The following is a 14,282-nucleotide window of genomic DNA, read 5'->3' as shown; positions in this document are numbered from 1 at the left end:
GGGCCAGCATCCGCTGACCCGCAACCTCGTCTCAGAGGAGGGCCAGCATCCGCTCCGCCTGACCGGCGCGGGTTTCGCCGCGTATCCGCAGCAGCCAGTACAGCGCGAGCAGCCGACGGCACTCGGTGAGCCTGCCGCCCTCTCCGGCGGCGGGCCCCAGGCGCTCCAGCACGGCGGTCAGGCCACGAACGTCGTTGCGCCACACCGAGATGTGCTCGACGACCTCGGCCAGTTCGAAGGCGAGGTCGCTGCGGCCGGAGTACTCGAAGTCGAGCACCCGGATGCCGGTTCCGTCCCACAGGTAGTTGGCCAGGTTCCCGTCACCGGTGCCGAACACCGGGGTGGCGGGCCGTGCCAGCAGCTCCTCCAGCCCCTGCTGTGCCGCCCATTTCGCGGCCTGGCGAAGCGCGTCGGCGACCACGGGATCCCCATCGGCGACCATGGGATCTCTGCCGGGGACCGTGGGATCTCTGTCGGTGACCGTGGGGCCTCCGACGGCGGATGCCACCGAGGACCGTACCTGCTGGAGCAGCTCGACCGCCTGATCGGCGCGCGCGGGCAGCCGCCGCAGCACGGACTGGGGGAGCGCCCGCTGCACCCTTGTGACGGCCTCGGCGATCGCGTCGGCCAGCCGCCCCGTGATCGGCCCGCGCACGGGCTCACCACGGAGGCGGGACATCACCACGGTCGGCGGATCGGCGTCCAGGTCGGCGCTCACCGGAGCGGGCGCCAGCCCTGGCGCGTACCGGTCGAGCAGTTCCAGGGCCCGCCACTCCCGCCGCGGCTGGTCACGATCCACCGATCGGAACCGCTTGATCACCACATCGGAGCGCACGTCGATCCCGTGCATCGCCATCCGCCGCTCCTCACGCGAGGCGTGTCCGCCCGACGACACGCCCTTTCTCGTCGTAGGCGACGAGAAGGAGCACCCGAACCTCGATCATCATCTCAGCCTAGCCCGCTGTGCCCGTGTTGCGGGGGAATGGCGCCATTGCCGCGGGGCGGGAATGGCCGGTCCCGCGGCTCTCGGGCAATGCGGGATGGCGCCCCGCCGAGCTTTGAATTGAGCTTCAACATAGGGATTCCCGCGCTATTGACGGCGGGTCCGACCGCAATGTGGGACGGCGGATCCGCGAGGCGGTCCCTGAAGGCTCCCGGATTGATCATGGACCGGGCTGATCCCGGTGAATGACCCTCGTGACATGGGCTAATGGCGTGGCGGCGAGGGGTGGCCGCAAGAAGTGCCTTTGTGCGGGAGCACCGCGCGCGGAAGGTGCACAATCTGCTGAAGAGGGCTACAGTACCTGCAACCGTAACCTAATTGGAGCACCCTTATGGCGAAGCGCATTGTTGAATCCTTTATCGATGACATCGACGGCAGCGACGCCGAGGGAACCACGAGGTTCGCTCTCGACGGCACGAACTACGAGATCGACCTGTCGGGCTCGAACCGGGACAAGCTGGAGAAGGCTCTCGCGCCGTTTATCACCAAGGCCCGTGCTGTCCGCGCGGAAAGGGGCATCCGCGGCCGGCGCGGCGGTTCCGCCCGCGCCGTCAGCCGTGAGAAGGCCACGGAGATCAGGCGGTGGGCCAAGAACCAGGGTCTGCCGGTGAGCGAGCGGGGCCGCATCGCCGCCACCGTCGTCGAGCAGTACGAGGCCGCCCACTAAGACGTGGCAAGAAGGTTGAAAGCGGCCATCCATTACCGGCAAGCCGGTTGAAATCGTTTCGTCGCACAGTGTGGCCATCCACCAGAAAAGGACGGCCCCCCAATGACGATCACCCGTACCCTTGCCGGTCTGGCCATCGCCGCGACCGCCACCCTCGCCACCTTCGCCCCCGCCGCCCAGGCCACCACCGACGGGGCGGGCACCCCGTGGGGCGCCTACTACGCTCCCGGGCACGCCGCCAAGGCCGCCGGGACGCTGACGGCCACGGGCGAGGACCACGCAGTCCTGCCGACCGCCGACGTGGTGCGGATCTCGGGCCAGATTCACGACAGCACCCGCGGCGCGGCCTGCGGCTGGGCGGTCTTCCGCATCGGCTACCGCTCGGGGAACAACCTGCCGTCCAAGAACCGCTGGGTCCGCGACTGCTCGTACCGCACGCCGAAGCGGTTCTCGCTCAAGTACCGGGACGTCTACCAGGTCGAGATCAAGGTCTGCTCCGAGCGCAAGGCCGCCAAGCCGTCACTCAACTGCCTGTACGCGGGCACCTGGAAGACCCTCTACCTGTCGAAGTGAGCGTGCGAGCGGCCCGGCAGGGGTAGGGCTCATAGGGGAAGTGGCCATCGGGGGAGGTCACGATGAGCGGGGTGCCCGAGGACAGCGGGCTGGCGTTCGAGGTGCTGGATCCGGCGCCGGTCGGCGTGGCGGTGACGAGGGGTGAAGATCACCGCCTCGTCTACACCAATGCCGTCTACCGGTCGCAGTTCGGCCATCGCCCGATCGGGGCCCCGCTGGCGAAGTCGTTCATCGACGCCGTACAGCAGCGGTATCGGCTCCTGTTCGACCAGGTCTACGCGAGCGGCGAGCCGGTCATCCTCACCGCCGAGCCCGGGAGCGGCGAGCGCGGCACCGAACGGCTCTTCACCTCCAGCCTGTCCCGGATCTCCTTCGGGCCAGGCGACCACGGCGTGCTGGTGGTGGCGATGGAGATCACCGAGCAGATCGAGGCCGTCCAGCAGGTCCAGGCCATCGCCGACGAGCGCAGCCACATCCTGCGGCGCTACCAGAGCCTGATGCGGGTCAGCGCGCAGATCATCTGGGTGGCCGGGCCCGATGGCGACGTGATCGAACCGAGCCCGAGCTGGGAACGTGTGACCGGCCAGCCGTGGGAGGAGTTCCGCGGCCCAGGCTGGCAGGAGATGGTCCATCCCGACGACCGCGCCGACACCCTGAGGTCGTGGGCGAGGGCCGTGGGCAGCGTGACGGAGGTGTGGGAGCACAACTACCGGCTGCGTACGGCCGGCGGCGACTACCGGCACTTCGAGGTCCGTGCCGTGCCGATCCGCGAGAACGGCGTGGTCGTGGAGTGGGTGGGGTCCTGCAGCGACGTCGAGCAGCAGTGGCAGGAGCAGCGCTGCCAGAACCTGCTCGACCGCGCCGCCGCCGCGACCGGGGAGATGACGAGCCTGGAGGACATGCTCGGCGCGCTGACCAACGTGATCGTGCCGGAACTGGCCGACGGTTGCGGCGTGCACCTGATCATCGATCTCACCGCCGGGCAGCAGGGCGGAACCCCGTTCGTCGTCGAGCGGGTGGCCACGGCCTCGCGTGCCGGGCTGCCCAGGTTGCCCCCGTACAGCGAGGAGCAGCTGGCCTCCGACCACGCCTTCGTCGGGGTGGTGCGGCGGCGGCGCCCGCTGCTGAAGACGTTCCCCGCCGGCTCTCCGCCGCCGAAGCTCAGCCCGTCGGGGTCGCAGGCGTGGATGGAGGCCAACGGCGCCAACAGCCTGCTCATCCTGCCCGTCGTGGTGGACGGCGCGGTGCCCGCCGTGGTCACGGTGGTCACCTGCGGGGACCGCCCGCCGATCAGCCGGGCCGACATAGTGCTGCTGAACCGCATGTTCGACCACGCGCACGACGCCCTGAGCAGCGCCATCCGCTTCCAGCGCGCCCAGCAGATCGCCCTCGCGCTGCAGCACAGCCTGCTCGCCGAGCCGCCGTCGCTGCCCGAGCTGAGCATCGTCGCCCGCTACCGGGCCAGCCCGGCCGCCGCGGAGGTGGGCGGAGACTGGTACGACTCCTTCGTCCTGCCCGACGGCGCCTGCGTCATGGCCATCGGGGACGTCGCGGGCCACGACCTGGGCGCCGCCGTCGCCATGAGCCAGTTGCGCAACATGTTGCGCGCGCTGGCGATGGACCGCTGCGAACCGCCGGGGGAGATCCTCACCCGCCTCAACCTCGCGATGGAGTCGTTGTCCGGGGACGTCACGGCGACCTGCGTACTGGCCAGGGTCGAGGGGTGCGACCGCCGCTACCAGCTCAACTACGCGGTGGCCGGCCACCTGCCGCCCCTGCTGGTCACCCACGAGGGCACAGGGCGTTTCCTCGACGGCGGGGAGAGCCCGCTGCTCGGCCTGCCCCACGACCTGGGCTGCCCGTCCTCCGTCGAGCCGCTGCCGCCGCGCGGCACCCTGCTCCTGTACACCGACGGTCTCGTCGAGCGGTCAGGCGAGCACCTTGACCGGGGGCTGGAGCGGCTGCGGCGGCTGGCGGAGTCACTGGCCCGCGAGCCGGTGGAGAGGTTCTGCGACCAACTGCTCAGCGGCCTGCCGACGACGGGCCTGGACGACATCGCGGTGATAGCGCTGCGCCTCCCCGGCGAAGGCGCTTCCTAGGCGCCGGCTTCGTCGCGCCGAGGCGCGTCCTCCTCCTCGATCCGCGGCGAAGGCGCTTCCTAGGCGCCGGCTTCGTCGCGCCGAGGTGTGTCCTCCTCCTCGATCCGCACGGTGCCCGCGCTGCCGTCGATGGTGATGAGCTGGCCGGTCCTGATCTCGCGCGTGGCGTCGCGCACGCAGATCACGGCCGGGATGCCGTACTCCCTGGCGACCGTGGGCCCGTGCGCCACCGGCGAACCGGTTTCGGTCACCAGCCCGGCCGTCGTCAGGAACAGCGGCGTCCAGCCGGGGTCCGTCGTCGGGGCCACGAGGATCTCGCCCGGCTCGATGTGCGCGCCGGCCGGGTCGCGGATCACCCGCGCCCTGCCGGTCGCCCGCCCCGCGGCCCCCGCCATCCCGGTCAGCACGCCCTTCTCCACGGGTCCTGGCGGGGTGAGCGTCTCCACGTCGGTCCCGTCGGACAGGAGGGCTCCGGGGACGCTGTGCCGCCGCAGCTCGCGGTCGTACATGGCGCGCCGCTCCGCGACCAGCTCCCGGTGGTCGGCCCCGTCGTGCACGGCGGCCCGAGCCTCGAAGAGGTCGAGGAACATGATGTCGCCGGCCCGCTCCAGCAGCCCGCGGCCGGCCAGATCGGCTCCCACCAGCAGGAGTTGCCCGCGCGCCCCTTGGATCGACGGCATCCAGGCGAACTTCACGATCTCGCGGAGCCCGGTGAGCTTGCGCGAGCGGCGCATCAGGAACGTCGCCAGCAGCCCGCGTACCGGTCTCGTGCGCCGCGCCCGCCGCGACAGTGTGCCGATCATCCGCTCCGCCTTCCGGGCGGCCACCTCGAACCGCCGGTCGGGCGCCTGCGCCGGGTCCTCCACCCGCAGGTAGTTGGCGATCGTGGCGAACAGGGGCGCCGGGTCGTCCGCCCAGCGCGGCATGCCGACGTCGATCTCGGCGGCGGCGCGCATGCCGTACCGGTCGAGGAAGCCGCCCAGCCCGATGTCGGGCAGGTCGCCCGCGTGATGCCGCGCGGCGAGCTCCTGCGGCGGGGTGCCGAGGAACAGGTCGCGGTGCTCGCGCGCCTTGACCGCGACCCTCCAGAGCGTGAGGTCCATCTCGGTGGTCACGTTGTGCGGCATCCCGCCGAGAACGACGCCCAGCTCCTCCTCGGTGGCGAGGCCGTCGAGCAGCGCGGACGGGGCCATTCCGGCGATCATCCCGGTGATCAGCGGCCCCATGAGCCCCATCATGTCAGGGCTCTTGAGCGACCGGTGGGAGTCCTCGATCACCCAGCGCAGCTGCTCGGCCGCCGTGGCCGGCCCGGCGGGCGGCGTGGCCTGACGCCGCATCGCCCGCACCGCGCGATAGGCGCTGCCCCTGGCGGCGTCCGGCGCCACCAGGCTCCAGGCCAGGCCGAAGACCAGGCCGGGCGCCAGCCGCAGTGTCATCCGCACGGCACTGCCGAGGTGGAACGGCAGGCCGGGCCTCGGGGCGAAGCGCGGATCGTCCATCATCCGCTCGATCGCGCCCTGCACCCGCGGTCCGTACACCTGCAAGGAGACGGGCAGTCGCGTGCGCATCGACTTGTTGCGCAGGAAATCGGTCAGGTCGAAGTAGAAGCGCCCGCCGATGGGCACCAGCCGGGGCAGCGGATCACGCGGATCGACCTTGGCCCCCGCACCCTTGAACCACATGCCCGCACCCGCCTTGAGTAACGACACCCCCATCGGCGTGGCCGGGCGCAACATTCCCTGGACGTGGCCGAACTCCATGTAGAGCCGGGTGTCACCGGTGTCGGGCGGCGCCGGGAACAGGGTCGTGATCGGCCGCGACTGCAGCAGCCACAACGTGCCGCCGGCGTCGATCGCCCACTCGATGTCCTGCGGCGAGCCGAAGTGCCTCTGCAACCGCCGCCCTGCCTCCCGCAACGCTTCGAGCTGCCCCTTGTCCAGGCAGCCGTCGCCGCCCCGCACGGCCCCCTCGCCCAGGACGTAGTGGTCGGGGACGACGGTGCCCTCGACGATGGCGGTGCCCAGCCCCGGGGCGGCGTCCACGACCATCTCGGTACGGCGGCCGGTGATCGGATTGGCGGTGAACATCACCCCGGCGGCCACCGGGTCGATCATGCGCTGGACCACCACGGCCATCGCGGCGTCGTCGATCCCCACGGTGGCGCGGTAGGCCACGGCACGTTCGGTGTGCAGGGAGTCCCAGCACTTGCGCACGGCCTCGATCAGCGGGCCCGAGCCTTCGACGTTGAGGTAGGTGTCCTGCTGGCCGGCGAAGCTGGCGTCCGGCAGGTCCTCGGCGGTGGCGCTGGACCTGACCGCCACCCGCCCGCCGCCGAGCCGCTCGTAGGCCTCGATCAGCTCGGCTTCGGGAAGATCTCCGGACTGGTACGACTCGACGGTCAGGCAGAACCCGTCAGGCACGCGCTCACCCGCTCCGACCATCTCACCGAGCCCGGCGGCCTTACCGCCCACCAGCTCGATCATGGAAGAGTCGATCTCGGACAGCTGGATGAGTCTCATCTGGCGACGCCTCCCCGAACCCGGCCTGATATGACCATTGCCGACCAGACTTCCCGGCGCACCATTTATCGACGCTAGCAGTGCGGGCCACGCTCTGCCAGGGGTCACCTCACGCTGAGCTCTGGTCTGCTCAGTGGGAGACGGTGAGAGCGATCTTGCCTTGCCGCGGGCCCTTCCCTGCCGCCGCGTGCGCCTCGGCCGCCCGGCTCATGGGGAACGTCTCCCATACGGGGACGCGGAATCGCCCCTCCTCCGAGAGCGCCGCCGCGATCGGCAGGCCGTGCCGCCCGCCGGGTTCGCCGCCGAGCTCACCGAGCGAGACGCGGACCCCGAGCCCAGGGCCGGTGAAGTCCGCGATCGTGAGGACCGAGGCCGCCGTGCCGGTGAGCGCGATGAGCTCGGGCAGCGATCCGGCGCCCGCGACGTCCAGCGCGAGATCGACCCGATCGACGCCGAGGGCCCGCAGCCGCTCGCCCAGCCCGGCCCCGTAGGCGACGGGGAGCGCGCCGAGCCCGGCGATGAAGGGGTGGTTGCCCGGGCGTCCCGTGCCGATCACGCGGGCGCCCCGCGCGATCGCCAGTTGCACGGCGACGCTGCCGACCCCGCCCGCCGCGCCTTCGATCACGAGCGTCGCCCCCTCATGTACGCCGAGACCGTCGAGCGCCCGCGTGGCCGTCTCGACGCTCGTGCCGGCGGCGCCGGCCTCCACCCACGACATCGAACCCGGCTTGCGCGCCCAGAACCGCAGAACGGCGAACTCCGCACTCGCGCCACCCAGCCGTGCGACGTCGACCGCCCCGAAGACCTCCTCCCCGACGGCGAACCCGCTGACCTCCGCCCCGACCTCGTCGATCACCCCCGCCGCGTCCACCCCCGGAACGTGGGGCAGGGCGAGCTTCCCGCTCGACGGTGACGACCCGGCCCGCAACGCGAGATCGACCGGCGAGATCCCGGCGGTCTCGACCCTGACGCGTACCTCGCCGGGACCCGCGTGCGGCTCGGGAAACGGCCCGACGGCCAGGACATCGGGCGGGCCGAACCGGTCGAACTGAACCGGACGGGAGTTCACCGATCAGCGCCGCGCCCACACGAGAAGCCTCGAGCACCTCGTCGAGCGGGCGCGCGAGGCCGGCGCCCTGCGTCAGGGCGTGTCGGTCGAGGACGTGCGGATCGGCCTGCTGGCCATCACCTCGTTCCGCACGCTGCCGGCCGAGCGGGCCGGCACGGCCGTACGCAAGCTCGCGAACCTCCTGCTCGCCGGCCTGTCACCTCAGCCCTAGGGCTTGCCGAGGTTGATCGAGCCGAAGACGTCGCCCGCCTGCACCACGGGGCCGGTGATACGGGCGTCGCCGCCGATCGTGTTCGACACGTCGTGCTTGCTCTGGATGAGACGCACGGTCTCGGCGGTCCAGCGGCCGAGCGACTCCTCGAACGCCGGATCCGTCGCCGCGTGCCCCGCGATGATCTCCGCGGTCTCCTCCGGGGGCCGGGTTCCGGCGCGTTCGATGGCGGAGGTGACGGCGGCGTCGGCGCCGAAGCGGCCGCGTACGAGTGCGGTCAGGGAGGTCCAGGCGTTCTTGCCGGCCTCGCCCGCGGCGCCGCCGATGATCGCGGAAATGACCGCCGCCAGCGTGGGAATGACGCTCGGGTCCATCGGGCCTCTCAAATGAAGAAGGATTTCCTCCAGCGTAGGACCTGTTCGCGGGCGAGTACCCCCGGCAGGGCGCGGTTTGCTGATTGGATATGAGTGGCGACTCGAAGTCGCCTTCGTTAATTCGGACAATTTCCATAAGAAGCAGTGAATGGCGATTCAGGCCGGCGGGAATACTCCCGCGGCGTGACGTGCGAAGGCGGTTCACGGATGAGGCGGACACGGTGACCGGCCCCGGCGACGAAACCGGCACGCGTAATGAGGTGTCCGGACAGGTGACCGCAGGCCAGGGACATCGGGCGCTGCGCGCCCGCCTGGCCTGAAATCAACGGTCAGGGCGGACGTGCATGCGGATCTCGCGCTCACCCACCTGGACGGTGATGTCCTCAGGCTCACGGCCTGACGTCAGCCAGCCGTACACGGCCGACGGCAGGCACCAGGGATCGGGCGGCCGGTCCCGCGCGGAGACGTACAGCCGCCGCCCGTCCCGCAACGTCAGCCGGACCGGCCCCGAATGGACGATCTCCGCGACCACCTGACAACCCGGATAGCGGCGCAGCGTCTCCTCGGCCCAGCCCGGGTCCGGGTCCCGGTGGATGATGATCGCGGCGCTCTCCAAGAGCCGCCGATCCAGTACGTGGGCATCCACGCAGAGATGCGCCTCCCGTACCCGATCATCCTTCTCTTCCCCGAGAACTGCCGGAAAGCGGCGCAGCACCACCGACGACTCCCGGACGTCGGTCTCCACCAGGAACGCGAGCACCTCCGAATGCTCCGCCAGCGGCTCGGCCGGCGGCGTGGGGGAGGGGGCGGGCCCGCGTTCATGAAGGTTCATCAGCCGGTAGGCCAGGCCGCGCAGCAGGCCCTCCGCCTGGCCGGGCATGCCCAGCGTGCGCCCCGTCACCTCCTCGTACGAGCGCCCGCCCGCCATGACGGCCGCCACCTGCCCCTGGAGGTCGCGGCGGAGGTCGAGCCTGGGCAGGGCCCGGCACAGCGCGGCCGTGGGGGAGTCGGGGTCCAGCTCCTCGAACTCCCGCCCGGAGGAGGCGAGGAGGACGGGACGGCGCAGAGCGGTGCCGTAGAAGGTGACCGATCCGTGGTCGCCCACGATCACGTCCGCGGCGAGCAGGGCCGCCTGCCAGCCCTGATGCGGGGGCAGCAGCATCAGGCCGGCCTCGCGGGCGTCGGCCAGCCACAGCCGCAGCTGCATGCCGCCGTGGCCGTACCAGATGTTGGGGTGGGCGGCGAGCAGCACCTGGTACTCGTCGAAGGGCAACTCGGTCACCAGCCGCGCCACCAGGTCGGGGTTCGCGCCGAGCAGGGAGTGCTCGCCCCACGTCGAGCTCAGCAGCACCAGCTTGCGATCGACGCCGAGCGCCCGCCGGTAGCGGTCGCGCAGGTCCGCGTTCGCCACGATCCGGTCGAAGATCGGGTCACCGGTCACCACGGCGTGGGGGAGCGCCTCGGGGCAGTCGCGGGCCAGCCGGGTCAGCTGCTCGTGGTGCGACAGGGCGATGGCCGCCGGAACCACCCGCCCGTCCCGTACGAGCTGGCGCCGGGCCAGCCCCGACACCCCGCCGTCCGAGTGGAGGATCCGATTGTGCCCCGCGCCGTGCGGCACCAGCAGCAGTGGCGCCTTCAGCCGGTGCAGGTCGCCGTTGGCGCTGGCGGAGATGGCCAGGTCGAACGGTGTGTCCACGGCCTGCTCCCACGAGAGGGTACGGGCCTGGGCCTCGCGCAGGAAGTCCGTCACACCGTCGTCGAACGCCGACCCGCCGCTCACCGTGAACACCATCTGGACCCGGCGGTCGGCCCGGAACAGCGGCGCCATCTCCAGCAGCCGCCCGGCCGTGGTCACCGTGCGCGCCACCGCGAGGACCGTGCGGGCCGGGGAGATCGTGTGCCAGCGGCGGGCCTGGGCCCCGACGGGCACCTGAAGGCGTCCTTCGCCGACCACCGCCACTCCGCCCGGACCAGCCCCGGGAACCGCAAGGCCGCGATTCCACCTGAAATATCACCTTAACGCCGACCCCCGGACAAACCATCCTCGAAATCGAGGCCGGAGTCGTGAATCCCCGACGGACGCCGAGCCGCCCCGCAACCCAGACGGCAGCCGTCCTGGCCCACCGGGTCCGCGAAATGTCCGGTTGCTGTCCTGGTTGCCGTAGAAGCGAAAGCATTACCTTTCTCGCAATAGCCGTTCACAAGGCAGGGGAGAAGGAAATGAATAAAACGGCATGGGCTGCCGCGATCGCCCTGACAGCCGGTCTTCTGGCCAGTGCGGGGCCATCTGCGGCGATGGCCTCGCCAACGGACAACGAGGTGCATAATACGAGCACGATCTCCGTCGGCGCCGTCCAGGTCTACAGGGGCCCTTCCTGTGTTTACCGGCAGGGTTGTTACGACGCCCTGATTCCAGCGGGGCAATATTCAGGCTGGCGGCACACGGCTGCTATTTACTACGGCGACAATTACTGCTTAAGGGTCCGCCCCTGGCTGCCGGGAGGTGGCCTGGGGCCCGTACAGATCAGCCCTGAGGGGCCCGGGTACGCCGTGTTGCCCGATGCTCCTCCCGGTTTCGACGTGCGGGCGAGGCCGATCGGCGATGCCCTCTGCCGGCGCTCGGCGGAGACCTCCGCGGATGAAGGGTACTTTGTCCGGGCCGCGCGGTAACGCGGACGAGTCAGAAGACACTTGACCCTCGACGACGCCGGCCACGCGCTCAACCTGCACCGCGACGCGGCCGGCTGGTTCGACGCAATCCTCACCCGGCTCGCGTCCCCGCCCCGCTGACCGGGATCAGCAGGGGCTCTCGTCGAAGGTCAGGTATCCGCTGCGGACGCCCCACATGCTCGCGTTGCCCGCGCAGTCCTCGTACTTTTCGCCGACGACGGTGGTGTGGGCGGAGTCGCTGTAGAAGGTCGTGACGCAGGTGTAGTCGATCCTGCAGGCGCGGGCCTGGGCGGGGCCGGTGGTCACGATGGTGACCGCGGCGAGACCCAGGACGGTGGCCAGGAGGGCACGGCGGATCATGGTGGCTCTTCCCTTCGCGGGATGGGGGGGGTTCCCTGAACCGATCGTCGGTCGCGGGAGCGGGCTGATCAAGAGATGAGCGCCCCGGGTTTTGGAGCGGGCCGCTCGCGAGGCGCGTGAGGGTGAGTCCGCGGAGTTAGCGTGAAGACGTACGCCAGGAGGACGTGGGCACAAGCGATTCACCACGAAGGAGAGGCGATGGCCGACATCGTCGAGCGGTACGACATACCGAAACAACACTTCTGGCTCCACGGCCCCCGATCGGGGCCGCCGGTCGAGCACGACCCCGCCACCGGAATGTGGAACGTCTACGGCTACCCGGAACTGCACGAGATCCTCGGCGACCCGGCGACGTTCTCCTCCGACACCATGCGCGTGGTCCCCAAGCACCTGCTGCCCGACCCTGACGACTTCTCGTTGTCGGGCTTCATCACCCAGATCGACCCGCCGGAGCACGGCAAGCTCCGCAAACTCGTCAGCAGCGCCTTCACCAGGAAGGTCGTCGCGGACCTCGAACCGAGGATCGCCGCACTCACGCGGGAACTGCTCGACGAGGCGCGCGAACGCGGCCGGTTCGAGCTCGTGACCGACCTGGCCTACCCGCTGCCGGTCATCGTCATCGCCGACCTGCTCGGCGTGCCCAGCAGCGACCGCCCGCTGTTCAAACAGTGGGCCGACGCCCTGTTCCAGCGCGATGCCAAGGTCACGCTGAAGCAGTCCGCCGAGTCTCGGATGGAGGACGTGCGGACCACGCTGAAACCGTGGAAGGAGATGTCCGGCTACCTGGCGGGCCACGCCGCCGAGCGCCGGGTCCGGCCGCGCGCCGACCTGCTCACCAGGCTGGTCGAGGCCGAGGTGGACGGCGAGCGCCTGCCCGACGAGCAGGTGGTCAACTTCGCGATCGTGCTGCTGCTGGCCGGCCACGTCACCACGACGATGTTGCTCGGCAACACGGTGCTGTGCCTGGACGCCTTCCCCGAACAGCAGGACCTGCTGCGCGCCGACCGCTCCAGGATCCCGGCCGCCATCGAGGAGTCGCTGCGCTTCTTCACCCCGTTCTCCGCCCTCGGCCGCGCCACCACCCGGGAGACCGAGCTCGGCGGCGTGACGATCCCGGCCGACCAGATGGTCATGACCTGGCTCGGCGCGGCCAACCGCGATCCCCGGCAGTTCCCCGACCCCGACGTGTTCGACCCGGACCGTGACCCCAACCCGCATCTCGGCTTCGGCCGCGGCATCCACTTCTGCCTGGGCGCCCCCTTGGCCCGGCTGGAGGGCCGGGTCGCGCTGGACATCCTGCTCGACCGGTTCGCCGTCCTGCGTACCGACCCGGACGACCCGGTGTCCTTCATCCCCACGCCGACCATGACGGGGGTGCGCCGCCTGGCGCTGATCTGACGTTTGGGCGCGCCGCGGCGGGCAGGGGACTCGTGTGACCGTCACGCTCGCGCTGGCGGGGGACACGATGCTCGGCCGCGGCGTCGCCTACCTGCTGGCGAAGTCCGCGGACCCGGGGGCGTACGTGTCGGACGGCGTCCGCGCGTACCTCGCCGAGGCCGACCTCACGCTGCTGAACCTCGAATGTTGCCTCTCCGACCGCGGCGACCCGTGGCCGGAGCCGGGCAAAATCTTCCATTTCCGCGCCCCGCCGCGGGCGGCCGACCTGCTCGCCCGGCTCGGCGTCCACTGCGTCATGCTGGCCAACAACCACGCCCTCGACTACGGCCACGAGGCGCTGCTGGACACCTGCGACCACCTCGCGGCGGCGGGCATCCGCACGGCGGGCGCGGGCCCCGACCTGGCGCGGGCGCGCGAGCCGGTCGTCCTCGACGTACGCGGGCTGCGCCTGTCCGTCATCTCGGTGACCGACCACCCGGCGGACTACGCGGCCACGCCCCACCGGCCCGGTGTGGCCCACGCCGACCTGCCCTCGGGCGTGCCGTCGTGGCTGACGGACACGGTGGCGCGGGCCCGTGCGGAGACGGACGCCGTGCTGGTCAGCCCTCATTGGGGTCCCAACATGACGACCGCGCCCCAGCCGTACATCCGCGCCGCGGCCACGGTCCTGGCCGGCGCGGGGGCGACGCTGATCGCGGGCCACTCCGCGCACGTCCCCCACGGCGTCGCGCCACCCGTCCTGTACGACCTGGGCGACTTCCTCGACGACTACGCCGTGGATCCCGGCCTGCGCAACGACCTGTCGCTGCTGTTCCTGGTCACCATCGACGAACTCGGCCCCGTACGGCTGCGCGCCGTCCCGCTCAAGCTCGACTACTGCCGCACGGTCCTGGCCCACGGCGAGGAACGCGCCTGGCTGGGCCGCCGCTTCATCGCCGCCTGCGCGGACCTCGGCACCACGGCCGCCTGGGAGGACGGCCTGCTCGCCGCGGACCTGCGCTGACCCCGGGATGAAACTTTCACAGCGCGCCTGCAACCGGCGGCATGACGGCTGACCTGGCCCGACAGCCGATCGGCCGGCCGCACGGCCTTCGGGTCGCTTTCACCGGGGTGTCCCTTGTGCTTCACTGCACCTGCGTTCGGGAAAGCGCTTACCGACTGCGAACCCCTTCAACGAAACGGAGTTCAACGTGCGTAAAGAAGGCAGGCTGGCGGTCTTCCTGACCGCCGCCCTGGTGGCAGGCGGCAGCATTGTCGCCATGCTCGCCACCGCCGCCTTGGCGGCCCCGTCCACCGGGAATTACACGCTGGTCAATGCCGGGAGTGGTCTGTGTGCCGC

At 71.1% G+C, this 14,282-nt stretch carries 12 protein-coding genes and 1 pseudogene; 7 read left to right on the top strand and 6 right to left on the bottom strand.

Going from position 1 to position 14,282, the window contains the following annotated elements; translation table 11 throughout:
* Positions 1 to 31 precede the first annotated feature (31 nt).
* Entirely contained in the window at positions 32 to 856 is an 825-nt protein-coding gene (locus tag ACFPZ3_RS62955; protein ID WP_379523989.1) for a phosphotransferase family protein, read from the bottom strand.
* Between the two features lie 478 nt (positions 857 to 1,334).
* Between ACFPZ3_RS62955 and ACFPZ3_RS62950 the strand changes: the two genes are divergently transcribed.
* The 3 genes from ACFPZ3_RS62950 to ACFPZ3_RS62940 all read left to right on the top strand — a co-directional run bounded on the left by ACFPZ3_RS62950 (position 1,335) and on the right by ACFPZ3_RS62940 (position 4,342).
* The gene (locus ACFPZ3_RS62950; RefSeq protein ID WP_379523988.1) at positions 1,335 to 1,670 is read left to right on the top strand and encodes a histone-like nucleoid-structuring protein Lsr2; all 336 of its coding nucleotides are present in this window, start codon (positions 1,335 to 1,337) and stop codon (positions 1,668 to 1,670) included.
* A 102-nt stretch (positions 1,671 to 1,772) separates the two neighbouring features.
* Positions 1,773 to 2,243 carry a hypothetical protein gene (locus ACFPZ3_RS62945; protein WP_379523987.1) on the top strand — a complete coding sequence of 157 codons (471 nt, stop codon included), beginning with the start codon at positions 1,773 to 1,775 and terminating at the stop codon, positions 2,241 to 2,243.
* A gap of 62 nt (positions 2,244 to 2,305) precedes the next feature.
* Positions 2,306 to 4,342, top strand: coding sequence for a SpoIIE family protein phosphatase (locus ACFPZ3_RS62940; RefSeq protein ID WP_379523986.1), 2,037 nt, complete (start codon positions 2,306 to 2,308; stop codon positions 4,340 to 4,342).
* 59 nt (positions 4,343 to 4,401) lie between these two features.
* Here ACFPZ3_RS62940 and ACFPZ3_RS62935 read toward each other — a convergent pair whose 3' ends face one another.
* Together ACFPZ3_RS62935 and ACFPZ3_RS62930 are read right to left on the bottom strand one after the other, a co-directional pair.
* Positions 4,402 to 6,861: a PEP/pyruvate-binding domain-containing protein gene (locus ACFPZ3_RS62935; protein WP_379523985.1), complete on the bottom strand. Its 2,460-nt coding sequence runs from the start codon at positions 6,859 to 6,861 to the stop codon at positions 4,402 to 4,404.
* Between the two features lie 130 nt (positions 6,862 to 6,991).
* Positions 6,992 to 7,930, bottom strand: coding sequence for an NADP-dependent oxidoreductase (locus ACFPZ3_RS62930; RefSeq protein ID WP_379523984.1), 939 nt, complete (start codon positions 7,928 to 7,930; stop codon positions 6,992 to 6,994).
* 52 nt (positions 7,931 to 7,982) lie between these two features.
* Between ACFPZ3_RS62930 and ACFPZ3_RS62925 the strand changes: the two are divergent.
* Positions 7,983 to 8,141 (top strand): annotated as a pseudogene (locus tag ACFPZ3_RS62925) (hypothetical protein); the annotation flags it as partial.
* Here the strand turns inward: ACFPZ3_RS62925 and ACFPZ3_RS62920 are convergent.
* A complete protein-coding gene (locus ACFPZ3_RS62920; RefSeq protein ID WP_379523983.1) occupies positions 8,138 to 8,515 on the bottom strand; it encodes a hypothetical protein in 378 nt (125 codons plus the stop codon). The pseudogene ACFPZ3_RS62925 and the gene ACFPZ3_RS62920 sit on opposite strands and share 4 nt — an antisense overlap.
* 188 nt (positions 8,516 to 8,703) lie before the next feature.
* Here ACFPZ3_RS62920 and ACFPZ3_RS62915 point away from each other — a divergent pair, with 188 nt between their 5' ends.
* Positions 8,704 to 8,835 carry a hypothetical protein gene (locus ACFPZ3_RS62915; protein WP_379523982.1) on the top strand — a complete coding sequence of 44 codons (132 nt, stop codon included), beginning with the start codon at positions 8,704 to 8,706 and terminating at the stop codon, positions 8,833 to 8,835.
* Between the two features lie 2 nt (positions 8,836 to 8,837).
* Here ACFPZ3_RS62915 and ACFPZ3_RS62910 read toward each other — a convergent pair whose 3' ends face one another.
* Positions 8,838 to 10,445 carry a hypothetical protein gene (locus tag ACFPZ3_RS62910; protein WP_379523981.1) on the bottom strand — a complete coding sequence of 536 codons (1,608 nt, stop codon included), beginning with the start codon at positions 10,443 to 10,445 and terminating at the stop codon, positions 8,838 to 8,840.
* 866 nt (positions 10,446 to 11,311) lie between these two features.
* Entirely contained in the window at positions 11,312 to 11,545 is a 234-nt protein-coding gene (locus ACFPZ3_RS62905) for a DUF6289 family protein (RefSeq protein ID WP_379523980.1), read from the bottom strand.
* A gap of 198 nt (positions 11,546 to 11,743) precedes the next feature.
* On the opposite strand from ACFPZ3_RS62905, the gene ACFPZ3_RS62900 reads away from it, so the two are divergent.
* Both ACFPZ3_RS62900 and ACFPZ3_RS62895 read left to right on the top strand, forming a co-directional pair.
* Positions 11,744 to 12,943: a cytochrome P450 gene (locus ACFPZ3_RS62900; RefSeq protein WP_379523979.1), complete on the top strand. Its 1,200-nt coding sequence runs from the start codon at positions 11,744 to 11,746 to the stop codon at positions 12,941 to 12,943.
* A 34-nt stretch (positions 12,944 to 12,977) separates the two neighbouring features.
* Positions 12,978 to 13,946: a CapA family protein gene (locus ACFPZ3_RS62895; protein WP_379523978.1), complete on the top strand. Its 969-nt coding sequence runs from the start codon at positions 12,978 to 12,980 to the stop codon at positions 13,944 to 13,946.
* Positions 13,947 to 14,282: the final 336 nt, after the last annotated feature.

It is taken from the genome of Nonomuraea insulae (assembly GCF_042656245.1).
This window is presented reverse-complemented; position numbering and strand designations above follow the sequence as displayed.